Raw genomic sequence first — 14653 nt, 5'->3', positions numbered from 1 at the left:
TCCACGCTGATCGAGTGAGCGTGCGAGCGAAGCGAGCCGCGCATCGAGATCGCCGCGGGCAGCCACCCCGGCCACATCCCTCGTGCGCGGCTCGTAGACTCGGACACATGACGTCTCCGTCGGCGATCCTCGCGTCCCATCCCGGTGCTGTCCCCACTCCCGAAGGCGATCCGAGTCCGGGCGTCGCCTGGCACTACGGCGACCCGCTCGGGGAGCAACGCATCGCGACGCGGCGCGCCGCGATCGTCGACCGCTCCGACCGCGCCGTCATCGAACTCTCCGGCGACGAACGCCTCACCTGGCTGCACACGGTGTCCACCCAGCACCTCACCCATCTCGCCGACCGGCACAGCGCCGAGAACCTCTCGCTCGACGGCAACGGCCGCGTTGAGGACCACTTCGTCCTCACCGACATCGACGGCACCACCTGGGTCGACACCGAAGCCGACCGCGGCACCGCCCTCACCGACTTCCTCACCAAGATGGTCTTCTGGGCCAAGGTGACCGTCGCCGCCCGCCCCGACATGAAGGTCCTGACCCTCCTCGGCCCCGACGTCCTGACCGGCCCCATCGCCGAAGCCATCGGCCTCCCCGCCGACGCCGGGCTCTACCAGGCGGGCGACCTCCCCGAACTCCGGCACGACGACGAGCCGCTCGGCTTCTGGCGCGTCATGCCGCCGCTCGGCGAACGCGGCGAGACCCCCGTCGTCGACCTGGTGGTCCCCGACGCCGACATCCGCGAGTGGTGGCAGCTGATCGTCGACGCCGGCGCCAAGCCCGCGGGCATGTGGACCTACGAGGCGCTCCGCGTCCGCGCCATGCGCCCACGCCTGCACCTCGACACCGACGAACGGACCATCCCGCACGAGGTGGACTGGATCGGCGGCCCCGAACAGGGCGGCGCCGTCCATCTCGACAAGGGCTGCTACCGCGGCCAGGAGACCGTGGCCCGCGTCGCCAACCTCGGCCGCCCGCCCCGCCGCCTCGTCCTGCTGCACCTCGACGGCAGCGCGTCGTACCGCCCCGAGACCGGAGCCGACGTCACCGCCGGCGGCCGCAAGGTGGGTCGCGTCGGCACCGTCATCGACCACTTCGAGTACGGCCCGATCGCGCTCGCGCTCGTGAAGCGGAACATCCCGGTCGACGCCGAACTCGTCATCGGCGACCCCGAAGCACCCGAGAACTCCACCTCCGCGAGCATCGACCCCGACCTCTACACCCCCGACGATCAGGTCCCGCCCGGCCGCGCCGCCGTCGATCGATTGCGCGGACGCAGCTGAATCCGCCCCGAACAGACGACACGAAGACCGCTGACACCAGCGGTTTTCGTGTCGACCGTCGCTGCAATGGGACTTAATGAGAACTGCGCGCTAGACTGTCAGTACGAAAACTATTAACGAATAGAACGGGGCCGCCACACCGATGGCCGCCCCGTCACTGTGCGAGGGGGTCCCATATGGGCCGCGGCCGGGCTAAGGCAAAGCAGACGAAGGTTGCTCGTCAGCTGAAGTACTCCACTCCTCATACCGACTTCGACAGTCTCCAGCGTGAACTCTCTGGTGGCTCCGACAAGTCGTATGACTCATTCACGAGTGAGGAGAGCTGGAACAGTGAAGAGGAGTGGCGACGCGCCTGACTGCGCTGTCGCCTCACCCACTCGTACAGGCATCACCCCGTTCGGGGAACGACGCTCCGCGCCGGACATGATCGCCTGACAACACGTAGAACCCCGTGTCTTCGGACCCGGGGTTCTCGTGTTGCCTGTGTGCGGTTCGGTTTGGGTCTGCGGGTGGAGGGGCCGGATAAGTTGCTGCTTCGGCAGTCCTCGCTCCTCGCCTAGCGGCTCGTCCCTGCGGAGAGCTCAGCAGCAACTTATCCGGCCCCTCCACCCGTTGTCCGTACACCGCGCGCTCGCACCCACTCGTTGTGCGTTTTTGCTTCCAGCCCGCGTGGCAAAAGTCCACTGCCTTGGATCGGTGGGCCGCAGAGACAGGCAAAGGGACTCATCACACACGCCTAGCCGCCGATATCGCTGAAATCAGGCCGACTGCGGCTCTCCGACGGCAGTTAGTTTTCCCTCGGCGAGGCACAGACGGCCTGATTTTGGCAGTAGTGCCCCACGGTCGACGGCGCATGGACGGACGGGCTGGCCGACGGCACCCGGAGAGGGGTTGCCGCACCATTTGTCGACCAGTAGCACCACTTGTGTTTCCCGCACTTGGTCGCGACCGAGTGCGAGAAGCAGAGGTGGTGCGACTCGCCGACAAGTGGTGCGGGAAGGCCACCTCGTCCGGCGAACCAGCTGGTTGAGCGCCCTTCGACGAGCTCAGGACCCGCGAAGCGAGCCGAAACCACCACCCGCAGACGACAAAAAGGCCGCGGCGATTGCTCGCCGCGACCTCCAGAGTCGGTCAGAACCTCGGGTGGTCTCCCACCAGGACGGCCGAGCCCTTGGCTCCGGCCTCGCCGGCCTTCACCGTGCCCAGCACCCAGTTGTCGACGTGGCGGGCGGTCAGGATCGCCTGAGCGCGGTCGGTGTCCTCCGGGGAGACGATCGCGACCATGCCGACGCCCATGTTGAAGGTGCGCTCCATCTCGGCGCGCTCCACGCGGCCGCGCTGGGCGATCAACTGGAAGATCGGGGCCGGGGTCCAGGTGCTGCGCTCCAGCTCCGCGGTCAGACCGTTCGGCAGGACGCGGCCCAGGTTGTCGGCCAGGCCGCCACCGGTCACGTGCGCAAACGTGCGGACATCGCTCTCGGCGGCCAGCGCCAGGCAGTCCTTCGCGTAGATGCGGGTCGGCTCCAGCAGTTCCTCGCCGAGGGTGCGGCCGAACTCCTCCACGTGGCCGTTCAGGTCCATGTGGCCCCAGTCCAGCAGCACCTTGCGAGCCAGCGAGTAGCCGTTCGAATGCAGCCCCGACGAACCCATCGCGATCACCACGTCGCCCGCTCGGACCCGGTCGGGGCCGAGGATCGAATCGGCTTCGACGACGCCGACGCCGGTCGCGGAGATGTCGTAGTGACCGTCCTCCATGACGCCCGGGTGCTCGGCGGTCTCGCCGCCCAGCAGGGCGCAGCCGGCATCCACGCAGCCGTCGGCGATGCCCTTGACGATGTCCGCCACCATCTCCGGGATCACCTTGCCGATGGCGATGTAGTCCTGCAGGAACAGCGGCTCAGCGCCGCAGACCACCAGATCGTCGACCACCATGGCGACCAGGTCGCGGCCCACGGTGTCGTGCTTGTTCATGGCCTGCGCGATCACCAGCTTGGTGCCGACGCCGTCGCTCGACGCCGCCAGGACCGGCTCACGGTAGTCGCCCTTCAGCGAGAACAGGCCGGCGAAACCGCCGAGCCCGCCGAGGACCTCGGGTCGCGTCGCGCGCTTGGCGTGCGGCGCGAAGAGTTCCACGGCACGCTCGCCCGCATCGATGTCCACGCCCGCGGCCGCATACGATGCACCGGCCGCCAGCTTGTCGACAGACCCGTCGGTCATATTCTTGTTTCTCCTGAAATTCGACAGCTGACATCAGCCGTTCTGGCAGTGGGACGCACTCACGGTACCTGAGTGCACGGTCGGTCCGGGCACGGCGACGAAATGGACGACGCCGGAGCCCGACGGGTGGGTCAGGGTCGCATCACGGCGCTGACGTTGTCATTCGCCGCGGTCAACGGGTCGACCCCGTTCGTGCCCTTCAGCATGCTCTCGAGAACGGCCTTGCCCATCGTCGTCTCCCTGGGGAGCTCGATCGGGTACTTGCCATCGAAGCAGGCGGCGCACAGACTCGACCGCTCCTGGCCGGTGGCGTTGATCATCTCGTCGATCGTGATGTAGCCGAGGCTGTCGGCGTCGATCGCCTGTCGGACGCTCTCGACCATCGCCTCCTTGGAGTCCGAGCCGTTCGCGATCAGCTCGGCGGGCGAGGCGAAGTCGATGCCGTAGAAGCACGGCCACTTGACCGGCGACGACGCGATACGCACGTGCACCTCGGCGGCACCCGCCTCACGGAGCATGCGGATCAGCGCGCGCTGGGTGTTGCCGCGGACGATCGAGTCGTCGACCACCACCAGGCGCTTGCCGCGAATCACCTCCTTGAGGGGATTCAACTTCAGGCGGATGCCCAGCTGGCGAATGGTCTGCGACGGCTGGATGAAGGTGCGTCCGACGTACGCGTTCTTCATCAGGCCCTGACCGTAGGGGATGCCCGATTCCTGGGCGTAGCCGACCGCGGCCGGCGTGCCGGACTCGGGGACCGGGATCACCAGATCGCCCTCGGCGGGCTGTTCGCGGGCCAGGCGACGGCCGATCTCGACGCGCGTCGAGTGCACGGAGCGGCCGTTGATGACGCTGTCCGGACGGGCCAGGTAGACGTACTCGAAGACGCAGCCCGCGGGGGTCGGCTCCGCGAACCGCTGGCTGCGGACACCGTCGGAGTCGATGGCGAGGAGTTCGCCCGGCTCGATGTCGCGGACGAAGGAGGCGCCGACGATGTCGAAGGCTGCGGTCTCGGACGCGACCACCCAGCCGCGGTCCAGGCGACCCAGCGACAGCGGACGGACACCGTGCGGGTCTCGCGCCGCGTACAGCGTCGTCTCGTCCTGGAAGGTGAGGCAGAAGGCGCCCCGGACGGTCGGCAGGAGCTCCATCGCCGACTGCTCGAGGCTCTTGTCCGCGGCACCGTGCGCCAGGAGTGCGCCGAGGATGTCGGAGTCGGAGGTGGCTGCACTGTTCGACGCGGTGCCGTAGATGCCGAGTTCACGGGCGCGGTCGGCCAGCTCGGCGGTGTTGACCAGGTTGCCGTTGTGGCCGAGCGCAACGCCGCTGCCGGTCGCGGTGGTGCGGAAGATCGGCTGCGAGTTCTCCCAGGTGGTGGAACCCGTGGTCGAGTAGCGGCAGTGGCCGACGGCGACATGCCCCACCATGGAGGCGAGGGTCTGCTCGTCGAAGACCTGGCTCACCAGGCCCAGGTCCTTGAATACCAGGACCTGCGAGCCGTCGCCGACCGAGATGCCCGCAGCCTCCTGGCCGCGATGCTGCAGCGCGTAGAGGCCGTAGTAGGTCAGCTTGGCAACGTCTTCGCCGGGTGCCCAGACACCGAACACACCGCACTCTTCGCGCGGCTCGTTCTCGGGCTGATCCGCATCCACGTTCGGGTACGACGGTCCGCCACATCCGGTCTGATTCAGCAGGTTGGGACGGTGAGTCAGCTTCTCGGTCAAGTGAGTCGCTCCGATTTCCTGGGCTCGACGGGCGGTACCGTTACCACAGTCTACGGGTTACGATCCGCCTTCGGAAAATTCTTCGTGCTCGTCCGAACGCTCATGAACACCCGCGGATGCCCGCCTGTGAGCAACACCACCGAGCGGGACCACCGGCAGGTAGTCGGCCACATCGCCCGCGCGATGCCCGGACACGCTGACGCGATGGTCGGCGACCGCCTCGTCGAAGTCGAGCAACCCCGTCGCCAGCAGCAGCCACTCCCGCGGTGCCATCTCGATGACGTTGGGCGGGGTGCCGCGCGTGTGCCGCACGCCCTCGATGCACTGGACCGCGACGAACGGCGGAACCCGCAACTCCACCGCGTTGCCGGGCGCGTCCTGTCCGACGGTCCGCGCCGTCAGACGGACGGCGGCGGCCAACGCCGCACGTCCCGGCTTAGGCACGGTCTCGTCGCGCAACCAGTCTGCGACGGCCAGCACCGCCGCCCGAGTCTGCGCCGGGTCTGCCTTGTCTCGCGGTCCCACCGCTCCTCCTTCGTGGTTCTCAGACGGTTCTCGCTTATGCCGTATTTCCGTCCCATATGTTGGGCCGCACGTACGGCATAAGCTGCTCACCCGACGAATGGCGCGACGGTTCCCGCGTCGATGATCTGCTCGACGACCTCGTCGGCCGTCCGCTCCTGCCCGATCCGCAGGGTCTTGTTGGTCCCGTGGTAGTCGCTGGATCCGGTCTGCAACAGTCCGAGGTTCGCGGCGATGTCGGCGAGCTCGGCACGCGCGGCGTCGTCGTGGTCGGGGTGGCGCACCTCGAGGCCGGCGAGGCCGAGAGGCACCAGCGACTCGATGACCTCGGCGGTCAGGACCGACGCGGCGGCGCGCGCCCGCGAGTGCGCGATCACCGGCACCCCGCCCGCCGCGACCACCATCGCGATGCCCTCGGCGAGGGTCGTCGAACGCAGTGACGCGTAGTAGGGGCTGCCGTCGTGGAGGAGTTCGTCGAACGCCTCGGACACCGAGCCGACGACGCCCTTCTCCATCAGCGCGCGGGCGATGTGCGGGCGTCCGATGTTGCTGGGACCCGCGATCTCCTGCACGCGATCGAGCGTGATCGGGTAGCCGTCGTCGATGAGGTTCTGCACGATCCGCGCGCCGCGGCCGGCGCGGTCGTCCTTGACCCGCTGCCACTCGCCGACGATGCCCGCGTCGTCGCGGTCGAAGAGGTAGCCGAGCAGGTGCACGGTGACCAGATCGCCGTCGACGTTCGGATGCTTGGTCGAGAACTCCGCTCCGGGCAGCACGCGCATGCCCGCCGACACCGCATCGGCCATCGCGTCCCACCCCTTGGCGGTGTCGTGGTCGGTCAGCGCGACGGTGGTCAGCCCGGCGGCGCGGGCTGCGGCCAGCAGCTCGGCGGGTGTGTCGGTCCCGTCGGAGAACATGGTGTGAGTGTGCAGATCCGCAGTCATCTCGAGGGCCATGAACCAACAGTAGTGGCGTCGGATTTCCGCGAATGACGCGAGTTCGGCTTCACGACGGCGCGGCGTCCGGCACGATTGCCGCATGGGCACAGACGTGAGCCAACAGCAGTTCAGCGGTGAAGACCGCGTTCGATTCCGATCCCAGGTCTCGCGCGGTACCGAAGCCATCGCACGCATGCTCGCTGACGGGCTCTTCACCGATCACGGGAAGCCGCCGGAACCGCTCCTCGGCATGGAGGTGGAGCTGAATCTGATCGACGAGGACGCGTCCCCCTCGATGGCGAACACCGCGGTCCTGGACGCGATCGCCGATCCGGACTTCCAGACCGAGCTGGGCCAGTTCAACATCGAGATCAACGTGGCACCGCAGCCCTTCGTCGGCGGCGACACCGTCAGCCTGGAGCAGTCGCTGCGGACATCACTGAACCGCGCGGAGTCGCGCGCGGCGTCGACCGGCAATCACCTGCTGATGGTCGGCATGCTCCCCACTCTGCGCCACGAGCACTTCGCTCACCAGTGGCTCTCCACCAATCCCCGCTACAGCCTGCTCGACGAGCAGATCTTCGCCGCCCGCGGCGAGGCGCTGGAGTTGGACATCACCGGCGTCCCGCTGGAGGTCGGTCGCACCCCCGAGCGGTGGAAGACCACCAGCGAATCGATCCTCCCCGAGGCCGCGTGCACGTCGCTGCAGCTGCACCTGAGGGTGGCGCCGGAGGAGTTCGCCGCGCACTGGAACGCCGCGCAGGCCATCTCCGGCGTGCAGGTCGCGATCGCGGGCAACTCCCCCTTCCTCGACGGCCGCGCGCTCTGGCACGAGACGCGGATCCCGGTGTTCGAGCAGGCCACCGACACCCGCCCGCTGGAACTGAAGAATCAGGGCGTCAGACCCCGCGTGTGGTTCGGCGAACGCTGGATCAACACCATCTTCGACCTCTTCGAGGAGAACACCCGCTACTTCCCGGCCCTGCTCCCCGTCTCGACCGACATCGATCCGATCGCCGAGATCGACGCCGGCCGCATCCCGGAACTCGATGAGCTCCGCCTGCACAACGGCACCGTGTACCGCTGGAACCGCCCGGTGTACGACGTGGTCGACGGCCAGGCGCATCTGCGCGTGGAGAACCGGGTCCTGCCTGCGGGGCCCACCGTCGTCGACATCATGGCAAATTCGGCGTTCTACTACGGTCTGGTCCGGGGTCTCGTCGAGAGCGACCTCCCGCTGTGGTCGCAGATGTCGTTCGACGCCGCCGAGGAGAACCTCGCCGCGGGCGCCCGCCTCGGTTTCGGCGCGCAGCTGTACTGGCCGAACATCGGCTGGGTCCGCCCCGACGAACTGGTGCTCCGCCGACTGCTCCCCCTCGCCGAGCGCGGGCTCACCGCGTTCGGAGTGTCGGAGAAGGCCAAGCGCCGCTACCTCGGCGTCATCGAAGGTCGCTGCGCCACCAGGCAGTCCGGGTCGGTCTGGCAGCGCAAGGCCGTCGCGGCACGCGAGAACGCCGGCGAGTCTCGCGACCAGGCGCTGCGCGGCATGGTCAAGGACTACGCGACGCTGATGCACGAGGGCGAGCCCGTTCACGCGTGGTCGGTGTAGCCGCTCCAGTTCCCGTGGAACCCCGCGGGGACGCGCTGCGGCAGCGCGACCGACGCGATGTCCTCTAGGGTCTGCGCGTCGAGCACCGCGAGCCGGGTCGAGTCCGCGGCGAGGTCGGTGACCAGGCCCATCACGACGCCGTCGCCCTGAGCGGCGTCGGATGACCGCGGCACGAAGGTGAACTCGCCGAGCGTGACACCGTCGCCGAACCGCCTCGTCGTCGGCTCGGAACCGTCGGCGTTCACGCGTGCGAGCAGCGACCCGAAGAGCTCGTCGCCCTCGCCGCCGACCACCCAGCCGGACCCGTGATCACGGCCGACGAAGCGGTCGTCGATCCGCGGGAATTCGACGGCCGCGTCCCAGAGTCGTTCGCGTCGACAGATCCGACGTACCGGGTCCAGCGTCCACCGTTCCAGGTGCGGACGTCCCTCGGAGGGGCCGGTGTGGTCGCGGTCGAAGGTCCGGTCGTGAACCACCAGGTCGACGACGGTCGTGCCGTCGACGTCGCGGGCATTCAGCGGGTGATAGACGTAGCACGGGTCGACGTCGATCCAGACGACGTCGGCATCGTCGCCGTCGCGCGGCATCAGCCCGACTCGGGCCGGGTACTTCGGATTCCAGCTGTACGGCAGTGAACCGGCCCCAGATCGGGGCAGGCGCTCCGCCATCGCGTGCGGCATCGGGACCCGGCCGACGGCGGCAGTCATCGCCAGTCGCGCAAGCGGTCGGACGGCGCGCGGAACCGAGGAGGCGACGGCGATCCGCGGGTCGAAGACGACGGGGAGGTCGTAGACGACGACGGTGCTCTCGGTGAGCGAGAAGGCGTGCATCATCGGGCTGCCGCCGACGGTGATGTCGACCTCGCGGCGAGCACGGCCGTCGATGCCGATCACGGTGTAGCGGACCTTGTCTCCGCGACCGAAGTGGTAGCTGATCGCGTGCAGTTCCCCGGTGGTCGGGTCCTCGATCGGATGGGCGGTGAAGCCGCCTCGCACAGTGCCGTCGAAGTCGCAGACGTCGAGCGTGTCGAGTTCGTCGGAGAGTTCGGCGCAGGCGAGCCCGGCCTCGACGAGCGCGAGGGTCCGTCCCTGGAATCCGATGACGTTGGTGTTGGCGCCGGCACCGTGCAGGAACGACCGCCCCGCCTCGCGCGGCCCGGGCCGCCCCAGAACGTCGGTGCGGTGCGAGTCGACCCAGCGGTTCCGGTACCAGAGCCCCTTCCCGCCGGACAGGCGGATCCCGTGGACCATGCCGTCGCCGGTGAACCAGTTGTAGGTGTCGGGGTCGACGTCGGCGATCGGGTTGGGCCCGTTGCGGAGGTAGCGACCGTCGAGCCAGTCGGGCAGTGTGCCGGTGACCGGCAGGTCGTGTTCGGTGAGTTCGGTCCGGACGGGCGCGTACTCGCCTTCGAGGAATCGGTTCGTGTTCATCGGGCACCTCCACGGTTGCTATAACACTGTTATGAAGAGACTATAACGCTGTTATGAGTGCACGTAAAGGGGAGACGCCGGATCCGGTCCGCGCCATGCTGATCGAGTCCGCGTACCGATTGATCACGCAGGAGGGCGTCGAGGCGCTCACCGTCCGCCGACTCGCGAAGGAGGCGGACACGTCGACGATGGCCGTGTACTCACGGTTCGGCAGCGTCGGCGCGGTGGCCGGCGAGGTCTGCGAACGCGGGTTCGTCGAGTTCGCCGACGCACTGCGATCCGCCGGATCGTCGGACGATCCCGTCGCCGACCTGATCGGCCAGGGACTGGCTTACCTGCGCTTCGCCACCGAGCACCCGCGGCTCTACACACTGATGTTCCAGTACGCGTCACCGGACTGGACGTCGTCGAAGCGCACATCGCTGCTGCAGCACGGGAATCCGACCGACTCGAACAGTGGGCGGGCCGCCTTCCTGGTGATGGTCGACGCACTGCGACGCGTCACCCCGGACGACGCCGAAACCGAGTTGCTGATCCGTGCAGGCGCCACCTGGAGCATGGTGCACGGACTGGCGATGCTCTCGATCGCCGGGCACCTCACCGGGGTGCACGACCTCGTCGCCCGCAGCGCGCTCATCGCCCTCGTGGTCGGATACGGCACGCCCCCCGAGGATGCGGAACGAGCCTTCGACGACGTCGCCTCCCGGCAGGCGTGACGACCGCCCGCCGCGCTACTGCTTGACGATGACGATGTCCTTCGCCGCCTTGTCGTGCCAGCCGCGCCGCTGATCCGAATCGTCGAAGACCGGCGAGAGGTAGACGACGAGCACGCCGAGCGGGAAGCAGATGAAGAACGAGAGGAACGGGATCAGCGGTCGGATCAATGCGGCACCGAGGCCGATCGGCCGTCCGGTCACCTCGTCGACGACGGTCAATCGCATCGCCATCTTGCCGAGCGTCGCACCGGCGAGACCGATCATCAGCCACTCGTAGAGCACACCGCACAGCATCCCGACGACGATGATGAGAAAAATCCAACTGAAGGTGTAACCGACCGCCTCTTGGAGGCACTCTTCGTTCGTTCGCGTGCCGTCGGCGACGCACTCGGGCCCGGAGTTCCGGAGGATTCTGTCCCCGATGACGACCACCACAGCGAGCAGCGCTGTGTTGACGACACTGTCGATCAGGCGGGCGAGGGCACGCTGCAGGAAGGTCGCCGGCTGGACCCGGCCGACACCCGCGATGTCGACGAAATCGTCGGTCGGCACCGAGTAGCCCGGCATCGCTCCGTACGGGGCGGCCGTGTACGGCGCCGGCGCGTAGTACGGCTGGACCTCGGGCTGCGGGTACGCGGACGGCAGGTACCCGGGCTGACCGTACTCGGTCTGCTGGTACTCGGGTGGCAGGTTCTCGGCCGGTGAATACTGGGGCTGCGTGTACGGCTGCGTCGCCGGATGCTGCGCCCCGCCGAACGGAACCTGGCCGAACGGATCCTGCCCGTACGGGCCCTGATCCACCGGCTGCTGCACGAACTCGGTCGGGTCCCCGGTCGACGAGTAGCCGTACTTCGGGATCTCGAATTGAGTCGGCGCGTATTGCGCCTGCTCGTCGAGTTCGCCGTTCGGCTCCTGTACGGGACCCCCGTGAGGGCTGCTCATTCCACGTCCTCTTCCCGCCGCGATCTCCGCATCAGACGATGCGGACCACTGACTACTGCTGTGTGACGATCACCAGATCGTTCGCCGCCTTATCGTGCCAGCCCTGCATGCGGCCGGTGTCATCGAAGTTCGGCGACAGGTACACGATGATCGCCCCGATGTAGCAGAGGAAGCTGCCCACGAACGGAATCAACTGTCGCACGAAGGCCTTGTCGAGGCCGATCGGTTGACCGGTCGTCTCGTTGACCACCTTGAGTTTCATCGCCATCTTGCCGAGGGTCGCGCCGGTCAGGCCGACCATGAGCCACTCGTAGAGGAGGCCGACGACGAAGCCCAGAGCAGTCAGCAGCAACATCGCACCGAGGCCGGCACTGCTGGGGCCACCCGAGCAGGTGTAGGTGCCCGCGACGCTGACGGTGCACTCCGGCTCGGAACCCAGGACGGTCGCGAAGGCGATACCGAAGATGGCTCCGAGGACGAGACTGTAGACGACGCTGTCGATCAGCCGAGCCAGGAACCGCTGGGTGAGATCGGCGACCTGGACGCGTCCGACACCCGCGATGTCGACGAAGCCTTTGGTCGCCTGCGGCGCACCGTACTGGGGTTGGGCGTACTGCGGTTGCGCGTACTGAGGTTGGGCGTACTGGGGCTGCGCATACTGCGGCTGGGCGTATTGGGGCTGCGAGTACTGGGGCTGACCGTACGACGGCTGACCATACTGCGGCTGCTGACCATACTGCGGCTGCTGACCGTACTGCGGCTGCCCATACGACTGCTGCCCGTACTGAGGCTGACCGTACTGCTGCTGGCCGTACTGGGGCTGCCCCTGCGGAGACTGACCACCCGACTGCGGCTGGCCCGGATTCGGCTGCCCACCGTACTGGCTGCCGTCCGGAGCCTGCCCCGGAACTCCATAGGGGTTGCTCATTCCACGTTCCTCTCAACGAACCAACCCTCGAACAGTAGCGCCGCGGCCGACGGCTCGCCTGCCCGGCCTAGACCGATCAACCGACGAAGCCCCCGGTCACAGGGCCGAGATCACACTGCGAGACCCGTGAACGGCCCCACCGGAACGGCGCGGACCACGAACCACGCCGCCGCGACGATCCCCGCCACGAGCGGGGTATATCGCCAGCTCAGCCACGTCCGAATCCGTCGCCCGCGCCACAACCCGACCACGTACGTCGCGAACGCGATCACCAGCAGCACCGTCACCATCACGCCGAGAGCGTTGTAGCGCAGTGCCGCACCGAGATCCCCGTGCAGCAGCGCGTACAGCATGCGTGTGGATCCGCAGACCGGACAGTCGAGGTGCAGGAGCACCGCGGTGGGGCACGGCGGCAGGAAGCCGCCCGGCGTCGTCGGATCACCGACCCACACCACCGCGCAGACGACGGCGACTCCGACCACCGCGAGCAGCGGCGTCACGATCCGATGCCGGAGGAACCACGGCAGATGCCCCCACGGGACCTGATCCGTCGACACTCGATCCGGCTCCGCGTTCACCTACTTCTCCGGACCGTCGTACCCGCGCAGCGCCGCGAGAGCGTTCCGGATGCGCGCGGTGTCGGCGTCGGTCCACCCCGCGGGCTGCGTCACGGCGATCCAGCCGTCGAGGATCACCGTCCCGTAGTTGTGCCCGTGCCCGTCGGGAACGCCCGCCGCATTGCCGAGGTCGGCGCTGACCTGCCAGAACGTGACGATGGGATACCAGCGCATGGCCCGCGCGCGGTCGCCGCCCGCCTGCTCCGACAGCCAGTCGGGTTTGCGCAGCAGCAGATCCGGCGACCACCAGACCACCGGGTCGGACCGGTGCTGGATGTACAGCACGCGCGGCGACATCCACTCGTCCGGATTCCGCCGGATGCCCTCGGCGTCGTTCGCGAAACGAACGACGAGACCGTTCGCATACGTCGGTTCGGCCTCCGGCGTGCCGGGGTCGCGACGTTCAACGAGGGTGTGCCACAGTCGATTCGAGTTCGGCGGCCCCACCCAGAGCACGCCGTCGACGGTGGAGCGGATGGCGTTCAGGTCGTCGAACGCACCCTCCCCCGCCTGCGTACCGAGGCTCTCGCCGTAGACGAACAGTTTCGGTCGATGATCGGCCGGTTTCGTGAGCCACCGGTCATGGACCGCGTCGACCAGCCGACGCCCCGCCTCGGCGGCCTTCTCCTTGTCGGCGAGAAACGACACCCAGCTCGGCAGGTACGAGTACTGCGCGGCCACCAGCGCGCTGTCGCCGTTGGCGACCAGTTCGAAGGTCTGCGACGCGGTCGGGTTCACCCAACCGGTGCCGGTGGTCGGAATGATGACGAGGGTGGATCGCTCGAAGGCTCCGGTCCGCTCCAACTCGTTGACGATCAGCGTCATCTGCGCGTCCACGCCGTCGGCCGACTCGATGCCCGCGTAGACGCGGATCGGTTCCTTCGCGGGGCGGCCGTTGAACGCGGCGAGCCGATCGGCGCGGACCCCGCCCGACACGAAGTTGCGGCCCTCGAAACCCAGGCTGTCCCACGGGACCAGCGACGCCGGGCTGCCCGACTTCTCCGGCAGCGTCGGCTTCTCGGCGCCGTCGCGCGTGTTGTCGTTCTGCACGCTGAAGATCGCGTTCATCGCCGCATAGCTGCCGCGGATCGCGATGCCGTCGATGACGCCGTAGACCACCACCAGCATCAGGATCAGCGACAGCACACCCGCGACACGCTTCGGGATCCGGAAGACGCGGTTCAGCTTGCGCGCGACGAATCCGACGATGTCGCGGAGGATCCGGAAGGTCCCGACGATCGCGACGGCGATGACCGCCGACAGCACGGGCGCACGCAGATAGCCGAGGTACGACGGCGCGTCGGCCCCCATCAGATCGGCGATCTCCGTCTGCCAGCGGACCGCGAAGAGCAGGGTGATCAGCGAGGCGGCGAGGCACGCCGGCGGCAGCCCGATTCGGATGAGGCGACGGACCTTGATCGGCAGCGGCCACCACGACAGCTGCGGCAGCAGCCAGCGCCGGGCCATCGCCGCGAGGATCACGCCGACCAGATAGCCGGTGGCGGCGGTGATGCCGCCGATCAGGCCCTGAAACGCCCAGTGCCGCGGCAGGAGCGATGGGGTCAGCGACCACATGTAGAACAGGGTGCCGATCACCAGCCCCGGCGGATCCACCCGCAGGATGCGCATGATGCGGGTGACGGCCGATCCCATCCGCATCGAGGAATGACGAACGGCGGCGCGCGGAGTTCTCCGCGTCACCGCCGCCGTCGGTTCGTGCTCGCTCAAAA

Annotated in this window: 13 protein-coding genes; 4 read left to right on the top strand and 9 right to left on the bottom strand. The window is 68.2% G+C overall.

Annotation, left to right across the window (positions count from 1 at the left end):
• Positions 1-107 precede the first annotated feature (107 nt).
• Entirely contained in the window at positions 108-1280 is a 1173-nt protein-coding gene (gene ygfZ, locus ACH46_RS03455) for a CAF17-like 4Fe-4S cluster assembly/insertion protein YgfZ (protein WP_062391693.1), read from the top strand.
• 176 nt (positions 1281-1456) lie between these two features.
• Complete coding sequence (locus tag ACH46_RS20740; RefSeq protein WP_082399364.1) at positions 1457-1636, top strand: DUF3073 domain-containing protein; 180 nt, start codon at positions 1457-1459, stop codon at positions 1634-1636.
• 775 nt (positions 1637-2411) lie between these two features.
• Here the strand turns inward: ACH46_RS20740 and purM are convergent.
• The 4 genes from purM to ACH46_RS03435 form a co-directional block, all read right to left on the bottom strand.
• A complete protein-coding gene (gene purM, locus ACH46_RS03450; protein ID WP_062391692.1) occupies positions 2412-3497 on the bottom strand; it encodes a phosphoribosylformylglycinamidine cyclo-ligase in 1086 nt (361 codons plus the stop codon).
• Positions 3498-3628: 131 nt separating this feature from the next.
• Positions 3629-5221: an amidophosphoribosyltransferase gene (gene purF / locus ACH46_RS03445; protein ID WP_062391691.1), complete on the bottom strand. Its 1593-nt coding sequence runs from the start codon at positions 5219-5221 to the stop codon at positions 3629-3631.
• Between the two features lie 57 nt (positions 5222-5278).
• The gene (locus tag ACH46_RS03440; RefSeq protein ID WP_157850995.1) at positions 5279-5746 is read right to left on the bottom strand and encodes a sterol carrier family protein; all 468 of its coding nucleotides are present in this window, start codon (positions 5744-5746) and stop codon (positions 5279-5281) included.
• An 86-nt stretch (positions 5747-5832) separates the two neighbouring features.
• Positions 5833-6699 (bottom strand): PHP domain-containing protein, encoded by an 867-nt coding sequence (locus ACH46_RS03435; RefSeq protein WP_226995750.1) that lies wholly within the window; start codon positions 6697-6699, stop codon positions 5833-5835.
• A gap of 82 nt (positions 6700-6781) precedes the next feature.
• Between ACH46_RS03435 and ACH46_RS03430 the strand changes: the two genes are divergently transcribed.
• Positions 6782-8290, top strand: a complete 1509-nt coding sequence (locus tag ACH46_RS03430; protein WP_062391690.1) for a glutamate-cysteine ligase family protein — start codon at positions 6782-6784, stop codon at positions 8288-8290.
• Here the strand turns inward: ACH46_RS03430 and ACH46_RS03425 are convergent.
• Positions 8272-9720 (bottom strand): carotenoid oxygenase family protein, encoded by a 1449-nt coding sequence (locus tag ACH46_RS03425; RefSeq protein WP_062391689.1) that lies wholly within the window; start codon positions 9718-9720, stop codon positions 8272-8274. The genes ACH46_RS03430 and ACH46_RS03425 overlap by 19 nt on opposite strands.
• 53 nt (positions 9721-9773) lie before the next feature.
• Here ACH46_RS03425 and ACH46_RS03420 point away from each other — a divergent pair, with 53 nt between their 5' ends.
• Positions 9774-10436, top strand: coding sequence for a TetR/AcrR family transcriptional regulator (locus ACH46_RS03420; RefSeq protein ID WP_062391688.1), 663 nt, complete (start codon positions 9774-9776; stop codon positions 10434-10436).
• 15 nt (positions 10437-10451) lie between these two features.
• Here the strand turns inward: ACH46_RS03420 and ACH46_RS03415 are convergent, their stop codons facing one another.
• The 4 genes from ACH46_RS03415 to ACH46_RS03400 form a co-directional block, all read right to left on the bottom strand.
• Positions 10452-11378 carry an RDD family protein gene (locus tag ACH46_RS03415; RefSeq protein ID WP_062391687.1) on the bottom strand — a complete coding sequence of 309 codons (927 nt, stop codon included), beginning with the start codon at positions 11376-11378 and terminating at the stop codon, positions 10452-10454.
• A 52-nt stretch (positions 11379-11430) separates the two neighbouring features.
• Positions 11431-12306, bottom strand: coding sequence for an RDD family protein (locus tag ACH46_RS03410; RefSeq protein ID WP_062391686.1), 876 nt, complete (start codon positions 12304-12306; stop codon positions 11431-11433).
• Between the two features lie 110 nt (positions 12307-12416).
• Positions 12417-12863: a DUF2752 domain-containing protein gene (locus ACH46_RS03405; RefSeq protein WP_226995749.1), complete on the bottom strand. Its 447-nt coding sequence runs from the start codon at positions 12861-12863 to the stop codon at positions 12417-12419.
• A gap of 21 nt (positions 12864-12884) precedes the next feature.
• A complete protein-coding gene (locus ACH46_RS03400) occupies positions 12885-14651 on the bottom strand; it encodes an alpha/beta hydrolase (RefSeq protein WP_417935272.1) in 1767 nt (588 codons plus the stop codon).
• Positions 14652-14653: the final 2 nt, after the last annotated feature.

The sequence above is a fragment of the Gordonia phthalatica genome, assembly GCF_001305675.1.
In the GTDB taxonomy this organism is placed as follows: domain Bacteria; phylum Actinomycetota; class Actinomycetes; order Mycobacteriales; family Mycobacteriaceae; genus Gordonia; species Gordonia phthalatica.
Note: the sequence above shows the minus strand (reverse complement) of the source record. Positions and strands in the feature narration are given on the sequence as shown.